At 41.0% G+C, this 26,890-nt stretch carries 27 protein-coding genes and 1 pseudogene; 17 read left to right on the top strand and 11 right to left on the bottom strand.

Translation table 11 applies throughout. The annotated features are described in order from the left end of the window. The 7 genes and pseudogenes from AACQ38_RS18575 to AACQ38_RS18545 all read left to right on the top strand — a co-directional run. The coding region (locus AACQ38_RS18575; RefSeq protein WP_165578784.1) for a polysaccharide biosynthesis protein at positions 1-1,436 on the top strand (1,436 nt) is incomplete at its 5' end. A gap of 36 nt (positions 1,437-1,472) precedes the next feature. Further along, positions 1,473-1,541: pseudogene (locus AACQ38_RS18570) on the top strand (hypothetical protein); the annotation flags it as partial. A 384-nt stretch (positions 1,542-1,925) separates the two neighbouring features. Beyond that, positions 1,926-2,954, top strand: coding sequence for a UDP-glucose 4-epimerase GalE (gene galE, locus AACQ38_RS18565; protein ID WP_165578783.1), 1,029 nt, complete (start codon positions 1,926-1,928; stop codon positions 2,952-2,954). A gap of 111 nt (positions 2,955-3,065) precedes the next feature. Beyond that, complete coding sequence (locus tag AACQ38_RS18560) at positions 3,066-3,341, top strand: transposase family protein (protein ID WP_165578782.1); 276 nt, start codon at positions 3,066-3,068, stop codon at positions 3,339-3,341. A 219-nt stretch (positions 3,342-3,560) separates the two neighbouring features. Further along, complete coding sequence (locus AACQ38_RS18555; RefSeq protein WP_058588851.1) at positions 3,561-4,259, top strand: class I SAM-dependent methyltransferase; 699 nt, start codon at positions 3,561-3,563, stop codon at positions 4,257-4,259. Positions 4,260-4,457: 198 nt separating this feature from the next. Further along, positions 4,458-4,946, top strand: coding sequence for a tRNA (uridine(34)/cytosine(34)/5-carboxymethylaminomethyluridine(34)-2'-O)-methyltransferase TrmL (trmL, locus tag AACQ38_RS18550; RefSeq protein WP_165578781.1), 489 nt, complete (start codon positions 4,458-4,460; stop codon positions 4,944-4,946). 554 nt (positions 4,947-5,500) lie between these two features. Continuing rightward, positions 5,501-6,199, top strand: a complete 699-nt coding sequence (locus AACQ38_RS18545; RefSeq protein ID WP_041380442.1) for a class I SAM-dependent methyltransferase — start codon at positions 5,501-5,503, stop codon at positions 6,197-6,199. Here the strand turns inward: AACQ38_RS18545 and AACQ38_RS18540 are convergent. The 5 genes from AACQ38_RS18540 to AACQ38_RS18520 form a co-directional block, all read right to left on the bottom strand. Then, a complete protein-coding gene (locus AACQ38_RS18540) occupies positions 6,169-6,372 on the bottom strand; it encodes a hypothetical protein (RefSeq protein ID WP_165578779.1) in 204 nt (67 codons plus the stop codon). The genes AACQ38_RS18545 and AACQ38_RS18540 overlap by 31 nt on opposite strands. A 51-nt stretch (positions 6,373-6,423) precedes the next feature. After that, positions 6,424-7,245: a serine O-acetyltransferase gene (gene cysE / locus AACQ38_RS18535; protein ID WP_011148896.1), complete on the bottom strand. Its 822-nt coding sequence runs from the start codon at positions 7,243-7,245 to the stop codon at positions 6,424-6,426. A gap of 43 nt (positions 7,246-7,288) precedes the next feature. Beyond that, positions 7,289-8,311, bottom strand: coding sequence for an NAD(P)H-dependent glycerol-3-phosphate dehydrogenase (gene gpsA / locus AACQ38_RS18530; RefSeq protein WP_165578778.1), 1,023 nt, complete (start codon positions 8,309-8,311; stop codon positions 7,289-7,291). Further along, complete coding sequence (gene secB / locus AACQ38_RS18525) at positions 8,311-8,787, bottom strand: protein-export chaperone SecB (RefSeq protein WP_011148898.1); 477 nt, start codon at positions 8,785-8,787, stop codon at positions 8,311-8,313. The genes gpsA and secB overlap by 1 nt, the downstream gene beginning before the upstream one ends. Before the next feature lie 69 nt (positions 8,788-8,856). Then, a complete protein-coding gene (locus AACQ38_RS18520; protein WP_011148899.1) occupies positions 8,857-9,294 on the bottom strand; it encodes a rhodanese-like domain-containing protein in 438 nt (145 codons plus the stop codon). 481 nt (positions 9,295-9,775) lie between these two features. Between AACQ38_RS18520 and envC the strand changes: the two genes are divergently transcribed. The 4 genes from envC (at position 9,776) to AACQ38_RS18500 (ending at position 14,000) form a co-directional block, all read left to right on the top strand. After that, positions 9,776-11,083, top strand: coding sequence for a murein hydrolase activator EnvC (envC, locus tag AACQ38_RS18515; protein ID WP_113049553.1), 1,308 nt, complete (start codon positions 9,776-9,778; stop codon positions 11,081-11,083). A gap of 4 nt (positions 11,084-11,087) precedes the next feature. Beyond that, positions 11,088-11,999 carry a divergent polysaccharide deacetylase family protein gene (locus tag AACQ38_RS18510; protein WP_165578777.1) on the top strand — a complete coding sequence of 304 codons (912 nt, stop codon included), beginning with the start codon at positions 11,088-11,090 and terminating at the stop codon, positions 11,997-11,999. Positions 12,000-12,661: 662 nt separating this feature from the next. Next, positions 12,662-13,708, top strand: coding sequence for a 3-oxoacyl-[acyl-carrier-protein] synthase III C-terminal domain-containing protein (locus AACQ38_RS18505; protein ID WP_041380444.1), 1,047 nt, complete (start codon positions 12,662-12,664; stop codon positions 13,706-13,708). 160 nt (positions 13,709-13,868) lie between these two features. After that, positions 13,869-14,000, top strand: coding sequence for a hypothetical protein (locus AACQ38_RS18500; protein WP_255563005.1), 132 nt, complete (start codon positions 13,869-13,871; stop codon positions 13,998-14,000). On the opposite strand, the gene tdh is transcribed toward AACQ38_RS18500, so the two are convergent. Both tdh and kbl read right to left on the bottom strand, forming a co-directional pair. Further along, a complete protein-coding gene (gene tdh, locus AACQ38_RS18495) occupies positions 13,997-15,022 on the bottom strand; it encodes an L-threonine 3-dehydrogenase (protein ID WP_165578776.1) in 1,026 nt (341 codons plus the stop codon). The genes AACQ38_RS18500 and tdh overlap by 4 nt on opposite strands. Before the next feature lie 9 nt (positions 15,023-15,031). After that, complete coding sequence (gene kbl / locus AACQ38_RS18490; RefSeq protein ID WP_011148904.1) at positions 15,032-16,228, bottom strand: glycine C-acetyltransferase; 1,197 nt, start codon at positions 16,226-16,228, stop codon at positions 15,032-15,034. Positions 16,229-16,462: 234 nt separating this feature from the next. Between kbl and rfaD the strand changes: the two genes are divergently transcribed. From rfaD to rfaC, 3 genes are read left to right on the top strand one after another with little or no spacing between them, the layout of a single operon-like run. After that, positions 16,463-17,401 carry an ADP-glyceromanno-heptose 6-epimerase gene (gene rfaD / locus AACQ38_RS18485; protein WP_165578775.1) on the top strand — a complete coding sequence of 313 codons (939 nt, stop codon included), beginning with the start codon at positions 16,463-16,465 and terminating at the stop codon, positions 17,399-17,401. Between the two features lie 10 nt (positions 17,402-17,411). Then, a complete protein-coding gene (rfaF, locus tag AACQ38_RS18480; protein WP_165578774.1) occupies positions 17,412-18,461 on the top strand; it encodes an ADP-heptose--LPS heptosyltransferase RfaF in 1,050 nt (349 codons plus the stop codon). After that, entirely contained in the window at positions 18,461-19,426 is a 966-nt protein-coding gene (gene rfaC, locus AACQ38_RS18475; protein ID WP_165578773.1) for a lipopolysaccharide heptosyltransferase RfaC, read from the top strand. Before rfaF ends, rfaC begins: the two co-directional genes overlap by 1 nt. Before the next feature lie 124 nt (positions 19,427-19,550). On the opposite strand, the gene AACQ38_RS18470 is transcribed toward rfaC, so the two are convergent. The 4 genes from AACQ38_RS18470 to rfaQ all read right to left on the bottom strand — a co-directional run bounded on the left by AACQ38_RS18470 (position 19,551) and on the right by rfaQ (position 24,069). Further along, complete coding sequence (locus AACQ38_RS18470) at positions 19,551-20,510, bottom strand: polysaccharide deacetylase family protein (protein WP_113049567.1); 960 nt, start codon at positions 20,508-20,510, stop codon at positions 19,551-19,553. A 267-nt stretch (positions 20,511-20,777) separates the two neighbouring features. Beyond that, a complete protein-coding gene (locus tag AACQ38_RS18465; protein ID WP_011148909.1) occupies positions 20,778-21,881 on the bottom strand; it encodes a glycosyltransferase in 1,104 nt (367 codons plus the stop codon). After that, complete coding sequence (locus AACQ38_RS18460; protein ID WP_011148910.1) at positions 21,878-23,008, bottom strand: glycosyltransferase family 4 protein; 1,131 nt, start codon at positions 23,006-23,008, stop codon at positions 21,878-21,880. The genes AACQ38_RS18465 and AACQ38_RS18460 overlap by 4 nt, the downstream gene beginning before the upstream one ends. After that, positions 23,005-24,069: a putative lipopolysaccharide heptosyltransferase III gene (gene rfaQ / locus AACQ38_RS18455; RefSeq protein WP_113049557.1), complete on the bottom strand. Its 1,065-nt coding sequence runs from the start codon at positions 24,067-24,069 to the stop codon at positions 23,005-23,007. The genes AACQ38_RS18460 and rfaQ overlap by 4 nt, the downstream gene beginning before the upstream one ends. 228 nt (positions 24,070-24,297) lie before the next feature. On the opposite strand from rfaQ, the gene waaA reads away from it, so the two are divergent. From waaA to coaD, 3 genes are read left to right on the top strand one after another with little or no spacing between them, the layout of a single operon-like run. Further along, positions 24,298-25,575: a lipid IV(A) 3-deoxy-D-manno-octulosonic acid transferase gene (gene waaA, locus AACQ38_RS18450; protein ID WP_165578772.1), complete on the top strand. Its 1,278-nt coding sequence runs from the start codon at positions 24,298-24,300 to the stop codon at positions 25,573-25,575. Further along, positions 25,576-26,349, top strand: coding sequence for a glycosyltransferase family 2 protein (locus AACQ38_RS18445; protein WP_113025389.1), 774 nt, complete (start codon positions 25,576-25,578; stop codon positions 26,347-26,349). Then, positions 26,349-26,831 carry a pantetheine-phosphate adenylyltransferase gene (gene coaD, locus AACQ38_RS18440; RefSeq protein ID WP_041380446.1) on the top strand — a complete coding sequence of 161 codons (483 nt, stop codon included), beginning with the start codon at positions 26,349-26,351 and terminating at the stop codon, positions 26,829-26,831. The genes AACQ38_RS18445 and coaD overlap by 1 nt, the downstream gene beginning before the upstream one ends. Positions 26,832-26,890 lie beyond the last annotated feature (59 nt).

Raw genomic sequence — 26,890 nt, 5'->3', positions numbered from 1 at the left:
ACGGAGCAGGAGAATCTGGCCGGCAACTGTTACCCATATTAAGAGAACATAGAGAATTCAACCCGATTGCTTTTGTTGATGACAATGCTAAATTACACAATTTATCTATTCATGGAGTTTATGTCTTTCCTCCAGAAAAAATAACATTCTTAGTAGAAAAATTTCATATAAAGAAAATATTATTAGCAATACCTAGCGCACCAATACCCAATAGAAAGAAAATACTTGAGAAACTACAAAAAGAGCATTGTGAAATTCTCACTATCCCAAGCTTCAATGATCTGGTTGAAGGAAAAGCCCAAATAAACACACTAAAACGCGTTTCTATTAATGATCTACTTGGCAGAGAACAAATTAATCCATTACAACATTTACTAAGTAAGAATATTAAAAATAAGAATATTCTCGTTACAGGTTCAGGTGGCTCAATCGGGTCAGAATTATGCAGGCAAATCATCACTCAGTCTCCTTCTAAGATAGTATTATTTGAGTTAACCGAGTACTGCCTTTATTCAATAGAAAAAGAGTTACAAAAAATAAATTCAAAAAATGATTTGAACGTAACAATTATTCCAATTCTCGGTGATATCAAAGACGCAGATAAGACAAATAAAATAATCAATAAATTCAACATTAATACCATATACCATGCCGCCGCATATAAGCACGTTCCTCTTGTAGAAATGAATACAATAGAAGGTGTGAATAATAATATTTTTGGTACCCTCTCACTTGCCAAAGCAGCAATTAATCAAAAAGTTGAAAAATTTGTATTAATCTCTACAGACAAAGCCGTCCGCCCGACGAATACCATGGGCGCAACAAAAAGATTTGCCGAACTGATACTACAAGCTTTTGCTAAAGAGAACAGTTATACAAAATTCTCAATGGTTCGCTTTGGCAACGTTCTTGGTTCATCCGGCTCTGTTGTCCCTCTCTTCGAGAAACAAATAGAAAATGGAGGGCCAATAACCCTTACCCATAAAGATATTACCCGTTATTTCATGACAATCCCAGAGGCCGCCCAGTTAGTTATTCAGGCAGGAGCGATGGGCAATAATGGTGATGTTTTTGTTCTGGATATGGGGGAATCAGTAAAAATATACGATCTTGCCCGAAAAATGATTAATCTTTCTGGTTTATCAGTGAAAGATGAAACCACCCCTCATGGTGATATCGAAATCAAAATTACCGGATTAAGACCCGGTGAAAAACTTTATGAAGAGCTCTTAATTGGTGATAACGTTTCTGGCACCAATCACCCAAGGATCATGACAGCCAATGAAGTTTTTCTGACTTGGGATAAATTAAATCCGTTATTAAATGATTTAAAAATATTTTGTGAGAGTTATGATTTCAAAAACATTAGGAAAACTCTTGTTAATGCTCCCATTGATTTTCATCCCAAAGATCATATTTACGACATTTTAAAGTAGTATTTGAACTTTATAATCTACTAAAATAGACATAATATGACTATATTAATCACCGGCGGAGCCGGTTATATCGATTCACACACAGTATTAGTACTTCTGGAAAAAGGAGCAAATGTTGTTGTTATCGATAACCTTCACAATTCAGCGCGGATAAATTCGAAATCAATAGCGGAATCAACTTTGCGGACCAGATGATTTTTGGGCACAAGCTCGTCAAGCAAGAGCGTTTCTGGCAGGGAAGGGGGTATTCTTTAACATAGCAGCAAGCTCCGTTTGGTGAACGGAATTTAATTAAAACAAAGTGCCGGATAGAAAACCAGCACTTTGTCAATAATCTGAGCAGGTTTGAAACCTGCTTTTTTTATTTGCTCTTTTGACAAGGAACAGCTTATTTTCAAGTTTTTTGATAATAACATTTGAAAAATAAACTTTTAAGCTCACATTCAGCTTAATTAAATACTATAGCTGAAAATTCACAAAGGTATTCAAATGATTACATTAATCACCGGCGGAGCTGGCTATATCGGCTCACACACAGTATTAGCGCTTCTGGAACGAAGAGCGGATGTTGTTGTTATTGATAACCTATGTAACTCATCACCTGAATCTCTTCGTAGAGTCGAGAAAGTCACAGGTAAATCCGTGAAGTTTTATCAAGGTGATATCCTTGATTTGGATTTACTGAATAAAATTTTCCAAGAAAATAAAATAGAATCTGTAATTCATTTTGCCGGATTAAAAGCAGTCGGCGAATCCACTAGAAAACCACTTGAATATTATCAGAACAATGCTACTGGCACCCTAGTTCTGTTGCAGGCTATGCGTGCCAACAGTGTACATCAACTGATTTTCAGTTCATCCGCAACGGTTTATGGTGATCCTGAATTTGTACCACTTACTGAAAATGCTAAAGTTGGTGGTACAACTAACCCTTATGGCACTTCTAAACTGATGGTTGAGCAAATTCTAAAAGATTTTGCCGCTGCCGAGCCAAGTTTCAAAATCACCAGCCTGAGATATTTCAATCCTGTTGGTGCACACTCATCAGGTATGATTGGCGAAGACCCTAACGGTATTCCCAATAACCTATTACCTTATATCACTCAGGTTGCTATTGGTCGTCTGGAGTGTTTATCAGTGTATGGCAATGATTATCCAACCAAAGACGGTACCGGTGTTCGTGACTATATCCATGTGATGGATTTGGCTGAAGGCCATATTGCTGCGATTGACTATCTGGATAAACAACAATCCTATGAAGTTTTTAATTTAGGAACAGGTGCTGGTTATTCTGTACTCGAACTACTTCATGCTTTTGAAAAGGCGTCAGGTAAAGATATTCCATATAAAATTACAGATAGACGTCCTGGGGATATTGCTGAGTGTTGGTCTGATCCATCCAGAGCTCGGAATATCCTTGGTTGGCAAGCAACGCGCAATATTGACGATATGATGCGTGATAGTTGGAATTGGCAAAAGAATAACCCTCATGGTTTTCGCTCAGGGAAAGAACGTTAAAAGCCTTTTTACGATTGATTTAGCAACTACTCGATTACTCACAATCCTAGCCAGAATAGCAAATAACTATGAGCTGGCAGATATTCTGCCGTTAACAATTGTGACGTTATTGTGGCACCAAAGGCTGGGAAGAAATTGAAGGTTTTGGTGTTGAGCAGTCGAGGATTGTTAAAGCAATACGGTAAATTTGAACAGGGTATTACAACCCATGACACCATAGTCCATATGGTTAGCTGTATCAGCACCAAGCTGTTTCAAAAGTATTTCATTAAATGGATGAATATTTGCCGTGAACTGATGAAAAGCTCAGGGAGTGCCGCTGATGGAAAAACCGTCAGGCGCTCCCAATTCGGCGCAACAATTCAGCGGAATTACTATCTCAGATAAAACATATTGCAGTGAATATACTGAATAATACAAAAATATTTAAGATAAGATAGACACGAAAGCAACGATGAGTACAGCCTATCTATCTGAAATTCTTGCTAAGCAAGCCCTCCCGTAATCTTTTCCTAAAATACCATCATTAAAAAATAATCTATCACTAGACCATAATAATTCACTATAAAAGTATTATTAAAATAATTAGTCTATTGGTCCTTTTTTATGAAAACAGAGAACTCAAGAGAGCTACTCAATGATGTAATAGAGTGGGATATAGGTAATTGGAGTCATGCGTTAAAATATTGGCAGGACCATTCTAATCTAGAATTAAAGTCAGCTAATATTCTAGAACTAGGAAGCCGAAATGGTGGATTATCACTGTGGGCAGCATTAAATGGAGGTAATGTTTTATGTACGGATCTAAATGGCCCTACTTCAAAGGCTCAGGAGAAACATAAGCGCTATAATATAGAAAGCAGTATTCGATATGGTAAATTAAGTGCATTAGATATTAAATATAAGAACCATTTTGATATCGTTATGTTTAAATCAGTATTAGGCGGTATCGGTTATAATTCAAATAAATCTGCACAAAAAAAGGCAATTAATCAGATTTTTCATTCATTAAAAAAAGGGGGGGAGTTTTGGTTTGCAGAAAATTTGGTTGCATCGCCATTGCATCAGTTTCTCAGAAAAAATTATGTTAATTGGGGAAATGCCTGGGGCTATGTTACCGTCAATGAAATGGTCGAGTATCTGTCTGCATTTTCAAATGTTAATTATACAACTTTAGGTTTCCTTGCTACGTTTGGCAGGAATGAATCTCAAAGAAAATTTTTAGGAATGTTAGATAATAAAGTTCTAAATAAGGTCGTTCCTAAACATTGGCACTATATTATCATCGGTGTGGCAAAAAAGTAATCCAGAGAGTCTCTAGAAAATTTAGTCTGTTAGGTTATATTCAGTGATGTTTTTTCATTTTTAAGTTTACTGACAATACAAGTGAGTCCCCCCAACAAGGAAAGATCTTCTAATAGATAAATAAGAATATCGATGAAGATCCCCCTGCATCCCCTCCTGATTTCTGCTAATCTGTGCCCCTTGTTTCTGGGGGGCTTTATGCTAAACATCGTCTTATTTGAACCTGAAATCCCACCGAATACCGGTAATATTATTCGCCTTTGTGCTAATACCGGATTTCAATTGCATCTGATTCAGCCCCTAGGTTTTACCTGGGATGACAAAAGGCTACGTCGAGCCGGGCTGGATTACCATGAGTTTGCCAATATTAAGCAACATCATGATTATTTTGCTTTTTTAGAGAATGAAGGATTAACAGGAGCATCTTCTGCTCATTTGTTTGCTCTCACAACAAAAGGAACTCCGGCACATAGTGCTGTAAGTTATCAAGCAGGCGATTATTTGATGTTTGGGCCGGAAACCAGAGGGTTACCACCTTATGTATTGGATAATATGTCACCACAACAAAAAATTCGTATCCCAATGCTAGCAAACAGTCGCAGTATGAATCTTTCCAATTCAGTAGCTGTTGTTGTTTTTGAAGCCTGGCGGCAACTAGATTATCAGGGCGCTATCATCAGAGAATAGTGTGCCAATAATGCCTAATATCGCTACACATTCCTGCAATGGTTCAATGTGTTATTGACCATATCACGGTAATTTTTTCTTCTTTGCGTGGGTCACAGCAATGCAGTTTAGGAACCGCTCTGCACCAGACCCACGATGAGAATCAGATAACCATTTTCGGAAGCATGGTACGGCCACGATGGTTATCAGCTCTGTACTCCCATATCGCATTCGACCAAAGATGGGCAAAAGCAACAGGTTTTGGCAATGTAAGTGACCGAATGTCCATGATGTGTCGTTAGGAAAACAGTAAGACATCAAGGGCATAGTTTTTTCCTGGATTTTATGAATAAGTTTTGCGCTAAATCATCATTCATTACAGGACGTAGGTGCTATGATTAGTATAACCTAACCCTATTGGGGAATTTTTTCTCTTTGAAAATTGATTCATATAACTTATATCGGGGTTGATTCCCTCAAATGATCTACTATTTGATAAAACTATTTAGATCATAATAATTTAATAAAGTTAGTATTAAAATAACTCATTTTCATTGATATATATTGGTTACACTATGAAAGCAAAAAATTCAAAAGAATTTCTCCATGATGTCATAGAATGGGACATATATAATTGGAGTCATTCCTTAAAATATTGGCAAGATCATTCTGGATTAGAATTAAAGTCAGCTAATATTCTAGAGCTAGGTAGTCGAAATGGTGGGTTATCATTATGGGCAGCATTGAATGGAGCAAATGTCTTATGTACTGATTTAGATGGCCCTACGCCAAAAGCACTGGAGAAACATAAGCGTTATAATATAGAAAAGAGCATTCAGTATGATAAATTAAACGCATCGGATATTAAATATAAGAACCATTTTGATATTGTTATGTTTAAATCAGTATTAGGTGCTGTCGGTTATAATTTCAATAAAACAGCACAAAAAGAGGCTATTAATCAAATCTTTTATTCATTAAAGGAAGGAGGTGAACTTTGGTTTGCAGAAAATCTGGTTGCATCACCATTGCATAAATTCCTCAGGAAAAATTATGTTAATTGGGGAAATACTTGGGGTTATGTTACCACCAAGGAAATGACAGAGTATTTATCAGCATTTTCAGATGTTAATTATACAACATTAGGCTTCCTTGCTACGCTTGGTAGGAATGAATTTCAAAGAAAATTTTTAGGGGTGTTAGATAATAAAGTTCTAAATAAAGTCATTCCTAAGCATTGGCACTATATTATAATAGGTGTAGCAAAAAAATAATTTATATACCCGTCATCTTTCAAGTTGCCTCCTTGTTGGCTGCACTCACTCACCCCAGTCACATAGTTATCTATGCTCCCGGGGATTCGCTCCCTTGCCGCCGCGATGCATCTTGAAATCCATAGGGTATAGCAGATTTCACACGTTAAGTATGCCAGATCATATTTCCACATTCAGCATGTGAAAATATGATAGCGTTCACTAATTATCCAGATTTCGATAAATTAAATCCCATCCCCATACTCAAAGCCATGGTTGATACCATTAAAATGCTGGTTCATATCCAATGATGGCTTTTCGCTTTCAGGTTTACCGACAATACGGGCAGGCACTCCAGCGGCTGTTGTGTGCGGTGGAACAGAGCGAAGGACAACTGAACCTGCGCCAATTTTAGCCCCACGACCAATTTCAATATTACCCAATATTTTCGAACCTGCGCCAATCATCACCCCTTCCCTGACTTTCGGATGACGATCACCCCCGGTTTTACCCGTACCACCAAGGGTGACGGATTGCAGGATAGAAACGTCATTTTCCACTACCGCCGTTTCGCCAATCACAATGCCAGTGGCGTGGTCAAGCATAATGCCACAACCAATCTTTGCTGCCGGGTGAATATCAACGCCAAAAGACATCGAGATTTGGTTTTGCAGATAAATAGCCAATGCTTTACGGTCTTCTCCCCAGATCCAATGGGCAATACGATAGGCTTGTAGAGCATGAAACCCTTTGAGGTACAGCAGAGGTGTTGAGTATTTATCTACGGCGGGATCACGTAGACGTACCGCTATGATGTCGCGGGCAGCAGAGACAATCATCTTTTGATCCGAGCCATAAGCCTCTTCTACGATCTCTCTAACAGCAATAGCCGGCATAATCGGCGTAGCCAGCTTATTCGCCAGCATATAACTTAAAGCACTACCAAGATTTTCATGCTTGAGTAATGTTGCATGAAAAAAACTGGCCAACATCGGTTCACATTCAGCCAGTGCTCTCGCTTCTGTTTTTATGTTCTTCCAAACTTCGTCCAATTCTTCTAGCGACATATTTTTTACTCTCACATTAGAACCTATCTCATTAGATTTTTATTTAAGAGCGCACATTATCGCTCTCATCCTTTCTGGCTCTTCCTAATAATGCCTGAGCAGCTTCTATCACATTTTTATTGCAATAGAGTATCTGGTAGATTTGTTCTGCAATCGGCATTTCTACATTGGCACGATTAGCCAATGCACGTACTTCTTTGGTATTGCGATAACCTTCAACAACCTGCCCAATCTGATCCTGCGCTTCTTCAACACTGATTCCCTGCCCCAGCATCATGCCAAAACGACGGTTACGTGATTGGTTATCAGTACAAGTTAAGACCAAATCGCCCAATCCCGCCATGCCCATAAAGGTAGAAGGATCAGCACCAAGCGCTGCACCAAGACGACTCATTTCCGCCAATCCACGAGTAATCAATGCGGTACGAGCATTAGCACCAAATCCCATGCCATCAGATATTCCCGCGCCAATGGCGATCACGTTTTTTACGGCACCACCGAGTTGAACACCAATAAAATCAGGATTTTTATAAACCCGGAAACTTTTGCCACAGTGGAATAATTGTTGAAGTCCATCGCCAAAAGCAGATTCCGTCGCGGAAATAGCAATCGCGGTAGGCAAACCAGCCGCTAACTCTTTAGCAAATGTTGGCCCAGAGAGCACCGCTAGCGGTATTTCATTGCCTAATATCTCACGGGCCACATCCTGCAATAACCGACCGGTATCCGCTTCCAAGCCTTTAGTTGCCCATACGATACGTGAATCAGGCCGTAAATGTGGTTTTATCTGCTTTAACACTTCACCAAACACATGACTAGGTACCACAACAAGAATATCGCGGCTCGCTGTTAGTGCTTTTATTAGGTCCGTTTCAAGCAATAAACTATCAGGAAAGGAAACATCCGGCAGAAATTTTTGATTACAACGCACCCGTTGCAATGCCCCAACATGCTCTGGATTATGCCCCCAAAGTACAACATTATGACCATTACGAGCCAGCGTAATGGCTAATGAGGTGCCGTATGAGCCGGCACCAATCACTGTCATAGAAACAGTACTATTCATTAAGCTTCCTGTTCAGTTTGTTCACCACCCTGAGACTGTTCTGCCTGCTGTTGCAGGTAGTTCATGAATAGGGCGTCAAAGTTTACTGGAGCCAGATTCAGCTGTGGGAAGGTACCACGGCTGACCAAGCTAGTGATGCACTCACGAGCATACGGGAACAGGATATTCGGACAATATGCCCCCAAGCAGTGAGCTAACTGAGTTCCTTCAATACCGTCAATAGAGAAAATACCCCCTTGCTGTACTTCACACAGGAATGCCGTCTCTTCTCCCAAAGCTGCGGTCACAGTCACACGCAGAACAACTTCATAAACCCCTTGAGCCAACTCACTGGAAGCGGTATCCAGATCCAGTTTTACTTCCGGCTGCCATTCCTGCTGAAACACTTGCGGTGCGTTCGGTGCTTCAAAAGAGATATCTTTGGTGTAGATACGTTGGATCTGGAAAGCCATTTCTGTATTGCTTTGTTCTGACATAATAATTGTTACCTTTAGATGTCCTTATTAAATTTTTCATGTGAATGTCGCCATTCACGCCCAAAATGATTACTTTTTACCACGTGCCAATGGCAAGTTTTCGCCTGTCCAACCAACCAAACCTTCTTTCAAGGAACATACGCGTTCAAAACCAGCACGAAGAAGATTCTCTGCCGGAGTACGAGATTCAGTGCCATTCGCAGAAACAACAATTACAGGCTGCTTTTTATGTTTTTCCAACTCAGCAAAATTGTTGTCTTTAATTTCAGAGGGAGTCAGGTTTACTGCACCAATAATATGCCCTTTGCGGAAATCTTCACGGGAACGTAAATCCACGACGATGGCTTCTTCTTTATTGATCAGATTAATAGCTTGAGCACGAGTTATCTCTTTGGTTTTAGAGAAGAAACCTCTCGTTGTCGTCACAATAACAGCAACCAGCAGCGCAATCCAAATGAGGCTTAAGGTCATATGCTGGTTAATAAATTGCATGATTTCTTGCAGCATGGGGGCAACAACTCCCGTTGGTTAATAACAAATATCTAAGATTCCAGAGTATACCTTTGTGTTGCGTCAATTACAGCCAAATAGCATAAGCTCAATGCAAATTTTGCGGAGAGTTTCGAGAAAAAATAAAAATATCCTGAAAATGAAGCATCTTAAGTACATTACCAGCATATGTTCTGTCACACTGGATGCATGCAGGAATTTCAACGGTAAGTAGGCTAATATGTTTATATTTATACCCCATGGATTTCAAGATGCATCGCGACGGCAAGGGAGCGAATCCCCGGGAGCATAGAAAACTATGTGACCGGGGTGAGCGAGTGCAGCCAACAAAGAGGCAACTTGAAAGATAACGGGTATATTCGATTTCGATGTTAAGACAGCATTATCTGAAAGTGTAAAAAATCAGCGTAGCATCTGGTAACTCTTTGTTCATCATGAAATAATCTAACGCACATAGTAGCAAGGTATATTTACAGAAATGGCTGACGACAAGGAAATGCATAGCCGTAATTATCGGCGCAATCAGAACTCACGGCGGAATGATATCTTTGCCTTATTGTTCTATGTTTTCCTATTGGTTATTTTTAGCTTTAATACCTTTGCGAATCAAATTATCGACAATAAAAATCAGTTGAAAGATCTCCAACAAAACATCGCGGAGAAAGAGAAGAGCGTGCAACAACAACAGCAAAAACGTAGTTCTTTGCTAAATCAACTGAAAGATCAGGAAAATACCATTTCCAAAATCGGTCAATCTCTACACAATACTCAAACTCAACTCAGTAAGCTGAATAAAGAGATTACCTTTCTAGTCTCCAACATTAAAAAACTGGAAAAACAACAAAAAGTACAACGAGATATGCTGGCACACCAATTGGATGCAGCATTTCGTCAAGGGCAATATCAAGGGCTCGAACTCATGTTCAGAGGAGAGGAGGGTAAGAGAGGAGAACGTATACTCGCTTACTATAGCTACCTTAATCAAGCCCGCCAGGACACCATTGTTAAACTTGAACAAACAGCGGTTGATTTAACTGAACAGAAAAAGCTTGAACAGCAGAAACAGGAAGAGCAGAAACAAGTGCTGACTGAACAACAGCAGCAGAAACAGCAGATGGAAGTGGCCCGCAACGCTCGGCAAAAAACGTTGTCTGAACTGGAATCTTCCTTAAAGAAAGATCAGAAAAATCTCGCTGAACTAAAACAAAATGAAACCCGTCTGCGAGATAAAATTGCCAAAGCAGAACGGGAAGCGAAAGCACGTGCTGAACGAGAAGCCAGAGAAGCAGCCCGCGTCCGTGCCCAGATTGCCGCAAAACAGAAGCAAGCACAGCAAAAAGGTTCAAGCTACAAGCCAACTGAGGATGAGCGCGCATTGATGGCGCGTACCGGTGGCCTTGGCCGTCCGGCTGGTCAGGCAATCTGGCCGGTCCACGGTAAGGTGATACATCAGTTTGGTGAAGCGCTGCAAGGCGAATTACGCTGGAAAGGCATGGTGATTTCAGCCACAGAAGGTACGGAAGTCAAAGCGATATCTGATGGTCGGGTTTTACTGGCTGACTGGTTGCAAGGCTATGGGCTGGTTGTCGTTATCGAGCACGGTAAAGGTGATATGAGTCTCTATGGCTATAATCAGAGTGCTCTGGTCAGTGTCGGCCAGCAAGTTCGTGCCGGACAACCTATTGCATTGGTCGGTAACAGTGGCGGTCAGCAACAACCCGCACTCTATTTTGAAATCCGCCGTCAGGGAAGAGCAGTAAACCCACAACCGTGGCTTGGGAGATAATCAGGTGAGACAACGCAAACTCGCAAAACTCATTGGTACTACCGCCCTGTTACTTTTGAGCCTACAAACCAGTGCTGCCCGTTTGGCTATTGTTATCGATGATTTTGGCTACCGTCCTCATAATGAAAACAAAATATTGCAGATGCCTGTTGCAATCTCTATCGCCATTCTGCCGGATTCACCGCATGGCAGGGAGATGGCTGAAAAAGCCTATAAACAAGGGCGGGAGATCTTAATCCACCTGCCAATGGCACCTTTAAGTAAGCAACTGCTAGAGCCGGATACTCTCCAGCCAACCATGAGCAGTGAAGATATTGACCGCATCATCCAGCGTGCAATACAAAAAGTTCCTTATGCTGTAGGAATCAATAACCATATGGGCAGCGCTATGACTTCGAGCTTGCCGGGAATGCAGAAAGTGATGCATTCACTGTCTGGTTATAACCTCTATTTTCTCGACAGCGTGACGATTGGCAATACTCAAGCAACAAAGGCAGCACAAGGCACACCTGTTCGCGTTATCCGCCGTAATGTTTTCCTAGATGATGTGCAATCAGAAGCGGAAACTCGTCATCAGTTAAACCGTGCGATTTCCATTGCCCGTAAGAATGGTTCCGCTATTGCTATCGGTCATCCTCATTCAACAACCATTCGTGCATTACAACAGATGCTGCCAACGCTTCCCGCTGATATTGAGTTAGTCAGCCCAAGTAGGTTGTTAAGTGGCAAACCTGTTGGTGATAACCCACATAAATGGGGCAAGCTGTGTGAAATAAAAGAGGCACCCGCTACAGTTACCAGCCAAGATTATTTGACAGTTATCGGCGATACTCTGGTTGATAATCCCATTGTGAACACGGTGAGCCAATATATCCAGAAACTGGCCGGCGATAAATCTCAGGATAAAACAGAATAGAAATTCATATTAAAAGGTGGGTTAATACACGTTATTTTTATTTATGTGTCGACAGCATTCAAATCTGTTTTTTCTTAATAATTATTCAGAAAAATAAATTTTATTTATACTTCAGGTATTTTAGTTCCATTCTTAAGAGATGATTTGGTTATATAAATATTTCATCATTGATAGTAAGATTAAATACACGAAATGAATTATACACTATTTATTTCTTCCGGATGCATTGTAACAAAAAAATTGTAACTAATTTAAACAACTTCATGTCATTAATAATTAAGAATGTGATCAGTTGTATGTTTTTACATTTCCACCATACCTAAAAATATTCAATTTTAACTATCTCACTTTGGTTTGAATTGATTTTTACCCAGATAAATGGTTAATTTAATAGTGTACACTTTTCACAATCAATATTTTTACTTAGAATAAATCAACACATATTGTAATTAATGTATCATTAAGTGTATTTAATATTTCAACATTAAATAATTAATCTAAATTTTTCCCATGGTGATGTTTAACTTTCACCCCATTAATGTCGTCAAGAAATAAATTATATATTTTCATGAGCAATATACATAAATGATAAATTAAGTTCAGAGTTTATAATACCTCTAAGTAGGTTTTAAAAATATTATATTCATTTGAGAGAGCATTTTATGAAAATAACAGGCATAGCCGGATTACTTCCTTCCCGATTCGTCTCTAATCAAGAGGTTATTGATTTAGTTGAATATTATTCAAAAGAAATTTTCCATGGTGATTTGCCCAAGACATTGAAGCTAATCGGAAAAATGCTTAATAAAGCAGGTATAAATTCCCGGTATTGGTTGGCAGATAACGAGAAACCTATGGAACTCATTGAGGCCGCATTTAATCATGCCTTAGCACAAGCCAATATCATTAAGGAAGATATCGATTTACTGATCTATTCCAGTGTTGCCCGCGGCTTCATAGAACCAGCTAACAGTACTTTTGTCTCAAAGGCACTAGGGCTAACTTGTAGGAACTACGATGTTGTAGACGCCTGTAACGGTTGGGTGGCAGCTATGGATATTATCAATAGCAAAATGAAAGCTGGTGAAATACGCCATGCCGCTATTGTTAATATGGAGTTTATTATGTCCCAAAATGGACCAATTTTTCCAAAGACTTTTTCCCTAAACTCCTTGTCAGAAGTAGCTTATAAATTCATAGGTTGCACAGTCGGAGAGGCAGCAACCGTCACTATTATTAGTAATGAATCGCCTGAAAACTTCAAATTTAATTATATCAATCGCCCAGACTTAAGCGACTTATCAACAATTTCACTGCCAGACTGGAGGCTATTCTGCAATGATACAGACGTTGAACGTATTGGGCCTACAGGCGGGAAATATCAAGTGAACTCCCACTCGGCACTACTGCACGATCATGGAGAGAAAGAGACTATTAATCTATTTAATCATCACAAAATATCTGACGATATCGAACATATTTTTATTCATACAGGTTCACCAAAAACGTGGGCACGCCTTGGTCAGAAGATGGGTATTGACGACAAGATACATCATGTTGGCCAACGGGTAGGTAATATTGCTACAGCATCTATCCCGTTCGGAATATTCGATGCCATTAATCAAGGTATATTGGAAAAAAATCAACTTTGTATGGGATGGGCTGGTAGTGGTGGAATGGTCTTTGCCGCAATGACGTTTAAATTTTAATTTCTTCAGGTTGGTTAAAGAGAAATAAAATTTGCTTATAATCTGCCATCCACTCAAAGTCAGATTAGTGAATACTTATTTACACAGGATATATACCCTATGGATTTCAAGATGCATCGCGGCGGCAAAGGAGTGAATCCCCGGGAGCATAGATAACTATGTGACCGGGGTGAGCGAGTGCAGCCAACAAAGAGGCAACTTGAAAGATGACGGGTATAGTGTCATAGAATTAGACAGGCGCTCAAGAAAACTGAAAACGCCTGTCAATCTTAGTAGTAACTTTACTGATTAATCCCAGTTCAGAATAACTTTACCAGACTGCCCTGAACGCATGATGTCAAAGCCTTTCTGGAAATCATCTATAGAGAACCGGTGGGTGATAATGGGTGTCAGATCCAAACCAGATTGAATTAATGTAGCCATTTTATACCAGGTTTCAAACATCTCACGGCCATAAATACCTTTGATAAACAACCCCTTAAAAATCACCTGATTCCAATCAATTGCCATATCTGATGGAGGAATGCCCAACAATGCAACACGGCCGCCGTGATTCATGGTATTTAATAAGGTACGAAACGCCGCCGGGGCACCAGACATTTCCAAACCAACATCAAAACCTTCCGTCATGCCCAATTCCGCCATGACATCGGTCAGATTTTCCTGACTAACGTTCACCGCACGGGTGACACCCATTTTACGTGCCAACTCAAGGCGATATTCGTTAACGTCGGTGATGACAACATGACGCGCGCCAACATGTTTACATACTGCCGCCGCCATAATACCAATTGGGCCAGCACCAGAAACCAGCACATCTTCACCAACCAGATCAAACGAAAGCGCGGTATGAGCAGCATTGCCAAATGGGTCAAAAATAGCAGCCAGTTCATCAGAGATGTTATCTGGAATTTTGAACGCATTAAATGCAGGAATAACCAGATATTGAGCAAAACAACCAGCGCGGTTTACCCCTACGCCAATGGTATTACGGCATAAGTGAGTACGGCCACCACGACAGTTACGGCAGTAACCACAAGTAATATGCCCTTCGCCAGACACCCGATCACCAATTTTAAAACCTTTTACTTCCTGACCAATGGCAACAACTTCACCAACATATTCATGACCGACAACCATCGGTACAGGAATGGTTTTTTGTGACCAATCATCCCAGTTATAGATGTGCACATCCGTACCACAAATCGCTGTTTTACGGATTTTGATCATCACATCATTGTGCCCCAGCTCTGGCTCGGGCACATCGATCATCCAGATGCCTTCTTCTGCTTTTAACTTTGACAATGCTTTCATAGAGATGCCTTATGCAATTACATTTAATTGCTTACCAATTCGCGTGAACGCTGCAACTGCACGTTCAATTTGCTCTTCCGTATGCGCTGCTGACATTTGCGTGCGGATACGGGCCTGATTTTTAGGGACTACCGGATAGAAGAAACCAGTAACATAAATGCCTTCTTTCAGTAATTCTGCGGCAAACTCCTGTGCCAATTTCGCATCACCTAACATAACCGGAATAATCGCATGGTCAGCCCCCGCCAAAGTGAAACCTGCGGCTGTCATTTTTTCACGGAACAGGTTAGCGTTCTTCCACAGACGATCACGCAATGCATCTCCCTCTTTCAGCATATCCAACACCTTAATGGATGCCGCGACAATCGCCGGAGCCAGTGAGTTAGAGAACAGATATGGGCGTGAGCGCTGGCGCAGCCACTCAACAACTTCTTTACGTGCCGCGGTATAGCCACCGGAAGCACCACCCAACGCTTTACCTAATGTGCCGGTAATGATGTCAATGCGATCCATGACGTCACAATATTCGTGAGTACCACGGCCATGAGCACCAACAAAACCAACAGCATGGGAGTCATCCACCATGACCATTGCATCAAATTCATCAGCCAGATCACAGATAGATTTTAAATCAGCAATCACACCATCCATCGAGAACACACCATCGGTTGCAATCACAATATGGCGTGCATTATCTGCTTTCGCTTTCTCTAATTGTGCTCTCAGTTCCTGCATATCATTATTAGCATAGCGATAACGCTTCGCTTTGCATAAACGGACACCATCAATAATAGAAGCATGATTCAACGCATCAGAGATAATGGCATCTTCCGGCCCAAATAGCGTTTCAAATAAACCACCATTAGCATCAAAACAAGAAGAATAAAGAATAGCATCTTCCATACCCAAAAATTCTGCCAGTTTTCTCTCCAGCGCTTTATGAGTATCCTGAGTTCCACAAATAAAACGAACAGATGCCATACCAAAACCGTGGCTATCCATTCCTGCTTTAGCCGCGGCAATAAGCTCAGGGTGATTAGCCAAACCTAAGTAGTTATTTGCGCAGAAGTTAATAACGTGGCTGCCATCGGCTACAGCAATGTCAGCATTTTGTGCAGAGGTGATGATACGTTCATTTTTGAACAATCCTTCAGAATGGGCTTGTTCTAATTGTTCATTAATTTGCTGATAAAATGACGCTGACATTTATTTTTCTCCTGATTTATAAATGAAGGGTTGTGAGATATTTTACTCATTGATCAAGCTACTGACGACACTATCAGGCAGATAATATTAACTTTGCTGTATCCGTCACGTCATGCAATCTGAATTACCATAATATTTCAGTATATTCCCCTGCTTAAGCTGCTGTCGTCACGGATGTTAGATGTTATTATAGAAGCAATTTGCTTCATTAACCCGATTGTAGAGGTGAGTCGGATGATTATTGTCACTGGCGGTGCTGGATTTATTGGTAGCAATATTGTCAAAGCACTAAATGACGAAGGATATAAAGATATTCTGGTCGTAGATAATCTAAAAGATGGTACTAAGTTCATCAATCTGGCTGACTTGGATATTGCTGATTACATGGACAAGAAAGAGTTTATTGCCAGTATTCTGGCCGGTGATGACTTCGGTGATATTGACGCTATTTTCCATGAAGGCGCTTGTTCATCCACAACCGAGTGGGATGGCAAATATATGATGGATAATAACTATCAATATTCCAAAGAATTGCTGCACTATTGCCTTGAACGCCGCACTCCTTTCCTGTACGCCTCCTCAGCAGCAACCTATGGCGGCCGCACGGATAATTTTATCGAAGAGCGTCAATATGAGAAACCACTCAATGTTTATGGTTACTCTAAGTTTCTGTTCGACCAATATGTCCGGGAAATCTTGCCTCAAGCTGATTCACAAATTTGTGGTTTCCGTTATTTCAATGTGTATGGACCACGTGAAGGGCACAAAGGGAGTATGGCTAGCGTTGCCTTTCATTTGAATAATCAAATCAATCAGGGACAAAACCCCAAATTATTCGCCGGCAGTGAAGGCTTTCAACGTGATTTTATCTATGTTGGTGATGCCGCTGCGGTTAATCTTTGGTTCTGGAAAAACGGCGTTTCCGGTATTTATAACTGTGGAACGGGTCGTGCTGAATCTTTCCAAGCGGTTGCAGATGCAGTTGTTGAATGCCATAAAGATAAATCACTCACTGTTGAACATATTGATTTCCCTGAACATCTGAAAGGTCGTTATCAGCGCTTCACGCAAGCAGATCTGACCAAACTTCGCGCGGCGGGTTATGATAAGCCATTCAAAACCGTTGCCGAAGGGGTAACGGAATATATGCATTGGCTCAATCAGGATAAGTAATCTACTCACTATGAAAATATTGGTGATCGGCCCTTCGTGGGTGGGTGACATGATGATGTCGCAGAGCCTTTACCGGACATTAAAGGCTTTGCATCCTAATGCAGAAATTGATGTGATGGCCCCAGCCTGGTGCCGCCCACTGCTGGATAAAATGCCGGAGGTCAATCAAGCATTAGCTATGCCATTAGGACATGGCGCACTGGCATTGGGCGAACGCCGCCGTTTGGGGGTCGCCCTGCGTGAACGTAAATATCATCGCGCTTATGTGCTACCAAATTCTTTTAAATCTGCCTTGGTGCCTTTCTTCGCCAATATTCCTCTGCGCACTGGCTGGCGCGGTGAAATGAGATATGGATTGCTTAATGATCTTCGTACATTGAATAAAGAAGCCTTCCCATTAATGGTTCAACGCTATGCCGCATTGGCTTACGATGCAAAACCCAGTAGTGCGGCAGATCTGCCTCAACCATTACTTTGGCCTCAACTGGATGTCAGTGATGAAGATATTGCTGAATCCACCGCAGCATTCAATATTTCTGATCATCGGCCTATCATCGGTTTCTGCCCCGGCGCAGAATTTGGCCCGGCAAAACGCTGGCCGCATTATCACTATGCCGCATTAGCTCAGCAGCTTATTACTCAAAAGGGATATCAAATTCTGCTATTTGGCTCTGCCAAAGATCATGAAGGTGGAGAGGATATCTGCAACTCACTGACGGGAGAAGCTCGTGAACACTGTATCAACCTTGCCGGACAAACTTCTCTTGAACAGGCAGTCAATATTATCGCGGCCTGTGATGCTATTGTGACCAACGACTCCGGTTTGATGCATGTTGCCGCAGCACTTAATCGCCCTCTGGTTGCACTTTACGGCCCAAGTAGCCCAGATTTTACTCCACCATTATCCGATAAAGCGGAAGTTATCCGTCTTATTACTGGTTATCACAAAGTCAGAAAAGGTGACAGTTCACATGGCTATCATCAGAGCCTGATCGATATTCAACCAGAACAAGTTATCACTTCTCTAGAAAAATTATTACAAGCGGAGAACCAGAGTTAATGCGGGTTTTATTGGTCAAAACTTCTTCTATGGGCGATGTCCTCCACTCGCTCCCTGCACTGACTGATGCAGAAAGAAACTTACCTGATGTCCGTTTTGATTGGGTAGTAGAGGAAGGTTTTGCTCAAATCCCCGGCTGGCACAATGCGGTTGATCAAATTATTCCTGTTGCTATTCGCCGCTGGCGTAAAAACTGGTTTAACCCAGAAATTCGTGCAGAACGTCGTTTATTCAAAGAAAAATTAAAATTACATCAATATGATGCCATCATCGATGCTCAAGGGTTATTAAAAAGCGCATTTCTGGTAACCCGACTCGCTTATGGTCCTAAACATGGTTACGACCGCAAAAGTATCCGTGAGCCATTAGCGAGTTTTTTTTATGATTGCCGTCATACAGTCAGCAAGCAACAGCACGCTGTAGAGCGCATCCGAGAACTGTTTGCTGTCAGCTTGGGTTATACCAAACTGGCAGCACAGGGTGATTATGGGATTGCCCGTCACTTTTTAAAGCAGAAACTAGAAAATCAGGCTGATTATCTGGTTTTTCTCCATGCCACCACGCGCGATGAAAAACATTGGCCGGAAAGCCATTGGCGACAACTTATTGCTGAAATTCAGCCAACAGGTATGAAAATTAAGCTCCCTTGGGGCGCAGAACATGAATACCAACGTGCGCTGAGATTAGCGGAAAACTTCTCTCATGTGGAAGTATTACCAAAGCTGACTTTGGCACAAGTCGCCCAAGAGCTGGCCGGAGCAAAAACCGTTGTTTCTGTTGATACTGGCTTGAGCCATCTCACTGCCGCACTGGATCGCCCTAATATCACGTTGTTTGGTCCGACAGATCCAGGACTCATTGGCGGTTATGGCAAAGAACAAATATCGTTAAAAGCGGCGGATGGGAATATCAAAAGTATTACACCATCGAAAGTATTAGCTCATCTTCAAGAAAATATTGGCTGATTAATTATTAAATCTGAGGCGTTTCTGGTAAGCGCCTATTTCACCTAATTTAGGCAGTATTATCTGCCCAAAATTAAGTGAATCTTTATTAATGTCCTTGATCATGTTAATTTTATTTTCTTAACTATGATAATCGCTTCCATTGATAATATTCAGCCAATGTCATTCCTCGAATCTGTGGCTGTAAATAGTTAAATAGTGCTTCAAGATCCTGATAAAGTAATTCAATCTGTTGTTCATTTTTAAATGTCGGACTACCACCAGGCATAAATTCAGATGAATGCAGCATAAATTCAATATAATCACTGCCTTCTGCTAATGTCTGTTGGACAACTTTTTTCATTTGTTCCAAATTGCCCCCTTTTGGTCTTAACCAGTTAACAGATGGAGAACGCGGTTTTCCACGTAAACTATCATATTTTTGTTTAAGGAAATTCATCAATGGAGGGTGTTTATATTGAATACTCATCGGAACTTCCAGCAAAGGAGAGTCACCTTCTTTAGCAATATTCTGCAAATCCATAAAATAGGCATAAGATGGAAAGTGACGATAATCAGTTCCACCGTTGCCATTAGGATCGCCTTTGGTAAAACGCCAATTAACCCGTGGTGTTACTGAACAATCGACTTGATAACCATATTCCACCAGCAATTCAGCATAATATTCATTAAATGCCCAACGACCTGCCCGATGGCTTAACATTTTAATCTGTAGTTTGTCTTCCAATAACTTAGTCATCAGATCAATTTTGGCTCTAATTTGTTCTTTTGGAAATTCAATCAGATAAGGTTTATAACGCATGTCATCGTCGGTAAGAGGAACAAGTGGTGGGTTATTCCAGGCATGTAAATGCATACCAATTTCCCCCTGTCCTCTGGCAATAACATCTTTAGCAAATTCAATGTATAAATCATCCATTGCCATTTCATAGTTCGTCAACCAAACTGGCTTAAAACCAAAACGTTCACATAAATGCTGAAATCTCGGTAAATAATGAGTATTTTTTGTCGAGATCTGACCGTGATTTTGCCACAGGTCATCACCCTCAGTATCAATAGTGATAATAAATGCAGGTCGAGTCATCAGAATATGCCCACAATAGAATAAAATAATGGCTTTTATAGTACGCAGATCTATAAAATAGTGCAATTATCTTATCATATATATAGCAGTTCTATATCTCATTAAATCCTATATTTCGTATCTAGTCTTATCAATAAAAAACACTATGAAATGTTAGATCTTTCGGAAATTTGATTTTTCTTCTATTCAGTTCTCTTAATTTTTGGGACTTTTTTTATTCATTAACTTATCTCAACAACTAAACTTAAAAAGCACATATCACCATTCTTACCGCTTCATTAAGGATAGATATTTTGCCAAAATAATATCTAAATCAAACTTCTTATACATATCCTCTGTAATCACCGGCGGTTCATGGTAGATAAACTTCATTTTTTCTGCCAGTGAATCAGTTGTTAGCTCTGATTTATATTTTTCTAGCTCACCAACCATAATTTCATTAACACCGCCGGGACACATCGTGCTAACAATGGGAGTATCACAAATCAACGATTCAATTAACACATTCCCTAATCCTTCACTGTCAGAACTCAAAACAACCGCTTTAGCTCCACGGATAACCGGTAATGGATTTTCAAGGAATCCCGTTAAAACAACTTTAGACTGTAAGTTTAAATCCACAATCTTCTGTTTTATTTGTTGAGTGATAGCTTCATCTCCATGGCCAACAATCAATAACTTACACGGAATATCTGCTTTCGCAAACGCTTCTAATAAACGATCATGCCGCTTAACCCGGTGGAATCTACCTATATGCAATAAATAAGTCTCATCCGAATAAGGGTTATTTTGCAGCGATTTTTCTTTAATATCTGGGATGTTGAAAGGATTATAAATCGTCACCATTTCATTAGGCGTAAGTAACAAATTATTCTTTAAATCTTTCCCTACAGCATCAGATACACAAATTAAATTCCGATTATTATATGTCCATTTGATTTTTTGTTTCTTGATCCAGCGAGATAATCCCGTCTTATTACCAAGATATGAGTTTGAAAATACGCCATGAATACAAAACCATACATTTAACCCCGCTAACACCTTTGATTGCACGACGATGCGATCAGTTTTATGCAAGTTTGAGACAATTAAGGTAGGGATTCCCTTGCGAAGAAAAACTTTTTCTAAAACCTTATCCATAGATTTAGCCCTACGGCAAATCTCAGTCTGTCTTCTAAAAGGTCCTCTGTATCCATCAACATCAATGATCAGTTCAATACCACTCGGTATTGAATATTCACATTTCTCTGCCAAAGAGAGCAGCGTAACATCATATCCTCTCTGTTGCAGACCATCACAAAGCCGGATAGTGACATTTTCCGCCCCCCCTCCAGGTAATCCATCAATGATAAATAATACATGTCCCTTCATGATGAGAGCACCCTTTCGTATAATCCAATGAGCTGTTGTGATAAATGTTCCGGTGTATAACCGAGTATTCCTGTTCTCGCTAATTCTGACATTTTATTATTCAAATGATCCGAAGGCGTATTCTGAATAGCTTCCGTAATATCTGAAACAGCCAAAGCATCACATACAAACCCGTTATTCCCAGAGGTAATAAATTCAGCGCCTCCACATGTCATGCTGGTTATTACCGGAAGCCCGCAAGCCATTGCCTCCAGTATCACATTTGGAAACGGATCATATAAGGTCGGTAGCAACAAGCCATCTGCAAGCTGATAAAAAGGCAATGTCCTTTTCTGGACTCCCATAAACCTGATGCGCTCATTACATCCCAGTGAATTAGCTAACTGCTTATATTTCTTCTCTTCTTTATCCTGCCCCACAACTATTAAATAAGCATCAGTCGCACTCACCGCCTGAATTGCAGCTTTTAATCCCTTTCGCTCAAACCCTGAACCAACATAAACTAAACATTTAGCTTGCAAGGGAAGGTTATGCGCTTTCCTTAATTGTGTTCTCTGAGATTCCGTTGCCGGGAAAAATTGTTTATTGTCTATCGAATTATAAATAACCGATATTTTTTCCTCAGAAAGCCCAAAATCCGTCATGACCTCCCTTTTTACCATTTCCGAGTTACAAATAACCATTTTTAATTCCGGTGCCGAATACATCTTTTGCTCAGCATCCATCACATAACGATGGTAACGACTCGTAAAAAGTAATTTGCTCCGCCAAGGAGATAAAACACGCGCACGCTGCTGTAACCAGCGCTGATGAACGCCGTCACCCGCACGATAAATATCACAACCGGCAATACGTTCATGACTTTGAACAAGATCAAATTGCTCTTGTTGCCATATTGTTTTGGCAGCTTTGGCAAATCCTCTTTCACGGCTGATGCGCCCCCATTTATGAGGATTTGTTAAATGAACATGCCAATCAGGATTAACGTCTCCCTGCCAGGAACGCGTGATAACGTTAAGCTCCAAATTTTCATTCCCTAAAGCCTCTAAGGCGCGGGAGACAAAACGTTCTGCACCACCATCCGGGCGATATTTCTGCCGGACAATCGCAAGACGTACTAATTTCATAATAAATTTCTCCGGGCGGCGGCAATAACCATCTCACTGGGAATGACATTCAGATAACGTATATCCGTTTTAGTATCAACATCATCAGGATCAGGTAAATCACCATAATCACCAGCCCAAATAACTTCACCTTTCGCTTCCCACGGACGCCAGAATACTAATTTTGATGGCCCAAATAAAGCGATACCCGGTGTTTTTAACGCAGCGGCCATATGCATAGCAACAGAATCCATCCCGATGAATAAATTGGCCCCATCAATCAGCGCTGCAAGTTGAGGCAAAGTTAATTGGCCGGCAAAAGAAATCACTCTCTCTTTTGGGCAATTTGATAAAATCTTCGCCACCATCTCTTCCTCCTTACGATCTGGCCCGGAGGTAACAACAATTGTCCAACCATCAGACTGTAATGCATTAATCGTTTTGCTCATCTTTTTTTCATCCCAACATTTAAAAAACCAGCGGGATGTCGGTTGCACAACAATATATTTTTGATCTACACCATGCTTATCAAGAAGCATCAAAACAGCCTCTTTATCCTGCTGGCGGTAACTCATCGTCACTGTAGTGTTGATTAACGGAAGATTTAACAGCGAAAGAGCTGACAAATTCTGCTCAACAATATGCAAAAACTGACTATGCTCTGTCGGCACAAAATTTGTGAAACATTTTTTCCAAAATAGGCTGCGTCGTTTTGCTAAATCAAACCCAATACGCACTTTTGCGCCAGTAAATCGTGTCACAAATGCACTATACCATTGATCAGTAAGATTAATAACCAGGTCGTATTGACGATGCCTTAATCGTTTAAGCAATCTCCATTCATGACCAAGATGTGTTTTAATTCCCTGTTTCTTCCATTGTCTATCTATAGAAAATAGATTAGCCACAGCAGGAAAATCAGCCAATATTGGTTCGGTTTCTTTGTAGAGTAAAACATCAATTTCCACCGCCGGATAATTATCCTTAAGGGTATTAATAACCGGTGTAATTAATAATACATCACCATGATGTCGTAACTTTATTATCAGAATACGGTCAAATTGAGCTTGTAATTTACTCATTGCATTCCCAGTATAAAGATACAGATAAAAGAAAAAACTGCCGCAACATGTGCAGAAGCTACAGAAAATCCGCTTTACCTTCATATATAATAGAAGCACGATCTTACGCAAAAATCCTAATTTACCTTTCTAATTCTGTTCAGATCCTAGAAGCCATACGCATTTTCATACTTTCTTTGCCGCAATGTGATACTATTGACGCTAATTTATATAAGTGAATTTGATAGAATGTTACTGCGTTTATATCAGGTACTTCTCTACCTTATCCAGCCTCTGATTTGGTTGCGTTTATTGCTCCGCAGCCGCCAAGCCCCTGCTTACCGTCAGCGCTGGGGTGAACGCTACGGTTTCTGTGCCGGTAAAGTTGCCTCTGGAGGCATCCTGCTCCATTCCGTTTCCGTTGGTGAAACGTTGGCCGCCATCCCTTTAGTCAGAGCCTTGCGCCATCACTATCCTTTTTTACCGATTACCGTGACCACGATGACGCCAACCGGCTCAGAAAGAGTGCTTTCCGCTCTGGGAAATGATGTTAATCACGTCTATTTGCCATACGATCTCCCCGGTTCTATGGAGCGCTTTCTCAATCAAGTTAATCCAAAGTTAGTCATTATTATGGAAACAGAACTTTGGCCTAATCTGATTTTCCAACTTCACCAACGTAACATTCCTCTGGTCATTGCTAATGCCCGTTTGTCTGCCCGTTCCGCTGAGGGATATCAAAAAGTAGGGAGTTTCGTAAAAACAATTTTGCGCAGCATTACCTTAATTGCCGCTCAGAATCCGGAAGATGGTGAACGTTTTATTGAGCTGGGTCTAAAACGCTCTCAACTGACTATCACGGGTAGTTTGAAATTCGATATCTCAGTAACACCGGAATTGGCAGCCAAGGCAGTGACATTACGGCGCCAATGGGCTGCTCGCCGCCCTGTCTGGATAGCCACCAGCACCCATGATGGAGAAGAGAGTATTATTCTTGATGCTCATTGCAAGTTACTGAAACAATGCCCAAGCCTGCTGCTGATCCTGGTACCACGCCACCCTGAACGTTTTATTAAAGCTGAAGAATTAACAAAGAAAGCCGGACTCAGCTATATTCTTCGCAGTTCTGATAAAATCCCTGACGCCAATATTCAGGTCGTTATCGGCGATACGATGGGGGAACTGATGCTGCTCTATGGTATTGCCGATCTGGCTTTTGTTGGTGGCAGTCTGGTTGAACGTGGCGGCCACAACCCGCTAGAAGCGGCAGCCCATGCTATTCCGGTGCTGATGGGCCCTCATACCTTTAACTTTAAGGATATCTGCACCAAGCTGAATCAGGCTAATGGTCTGATTACCGTGATGGACAGCCACTCTTTATTCACCGAGATCAACAGTTTACTGACTGACGAAGATTATCGTCTGTATTATGGTCGCCACGCAGCAGAAGTACTGCATGAAAATCAGGGGGCTCTTCAACGTCTACTTAAACTGCTGGAACCCTATCTCCCACCTCGGAGCCACTGAATGAGTGACAAAAAACGTCTTTCTGTTGTCATGATCGCTAAGAATTCAGCGGATCTGATAGCAGATTGTCTGACCTCAGTCCGTTGGGCTGATGAAATCATCGTGCTCGATTCGGGTAGCTCAGACGATACCTGCCAGATAGCACAGGCAATGGGCGCAAAAGTATTCTCCAATACTCACTGGCCGGGATTTGGTCGTCAGCGTCAGCTAGCTCAGCAATACGCTTCTGGCGATTATATTTTTATGATCGATACTGATGAACGCGTAACATCAGAACTCAGAGCATCCATAGAACAGACTCTGGCACATATTGATAACAATAAAGTCTACAGTTGTGCCCGCCGGAACTTGTTCCTTGGCCGCTTTATGAAACACAGCGGCTGGTACCCAGATAGGGTCATTCGTCTCTACGCCCGTGATCGTTATCAATACAATGATAATCAAGTGCATGAATCCCTTGAAACTCATGGCGCTCCAGTCGTTATTTTGCAAGGGGATTTACTTCATCTTACTTGCCGTGATTTGATGGAATTTCAGAGAAAACAGCTAAATTATGCTAAAGCCTGGGCAGAACAGCGCGATGAACAAGGTAAACAGTGCAGTTATTTCTCAATTTTCAGTCACACTTTTGGGGCTTTCTTTAAAACCTGGCTGTTGCGAGCTGGCTTTCTTGATGGTAAACAAGGGTTAGTGTTGGCTATTGTCAATGCTCAATATACGTTTAATAAGTACGTCGCATTGTGGGAAAAGAGACAACAAAAGGGCAAAAATTGATGAAAACCAAAGCCATTTATCCCGGAACATTTGATCCTGTTACCTACGGTCATATCGATATCGTCACCCGCGCCGCAGATATGTTTGACCATGTTCTATTTGCGATCGCCAACAGTGCCAGAAAGAATCCTATGTTTACTCTGGATGAGCGCATTACCCTGGCAAAAGAGGTAACTTCACATCTGGATAATGTGGAGGTGATAGGTTTCTGTGAATTAATGGCTAATTTTGCAAAAAAACAACAAGCAAATATTCTTATCCGTGGTCTTCGTTCAGTATCTGATTTTGAGTATGAATGGCAGCTTGCCAATATGAACCGCCACTTTATGCCCGAATTAGAGAGCGTTTTTCTGCTGCCATCACAAAATCTCTCGTTTTTATCTTCATCCTTGATTAAAGATGTCGCTCTCCACGATGGCGATATCTCATCATTCTTGCCAGAACCTATCGCCCAAGCCATGCTAAAAAAACTGGGCAAGTAATTTACTCCGTTCACTGGAGGCGGCACAAAAAAGTAGAATATTCCCTATGAAACGCCTCC

Origin of the sequence: Photorhabdus sp. RW14-46, assembly GCF_963887965.1 — a bacterium.
GTDB lineage: Bacteria > Pseudomonadota > Gammaproteobacteria > Enterobacterales > Enterobacteriaceae > Photorhabdus > Photorhabdus laumondii.
The sequence above is the reverse complement of the archived record's forward strand: the minus strand, read 5'-3'. Positions and strand labels throughout refer to the sequence as shown.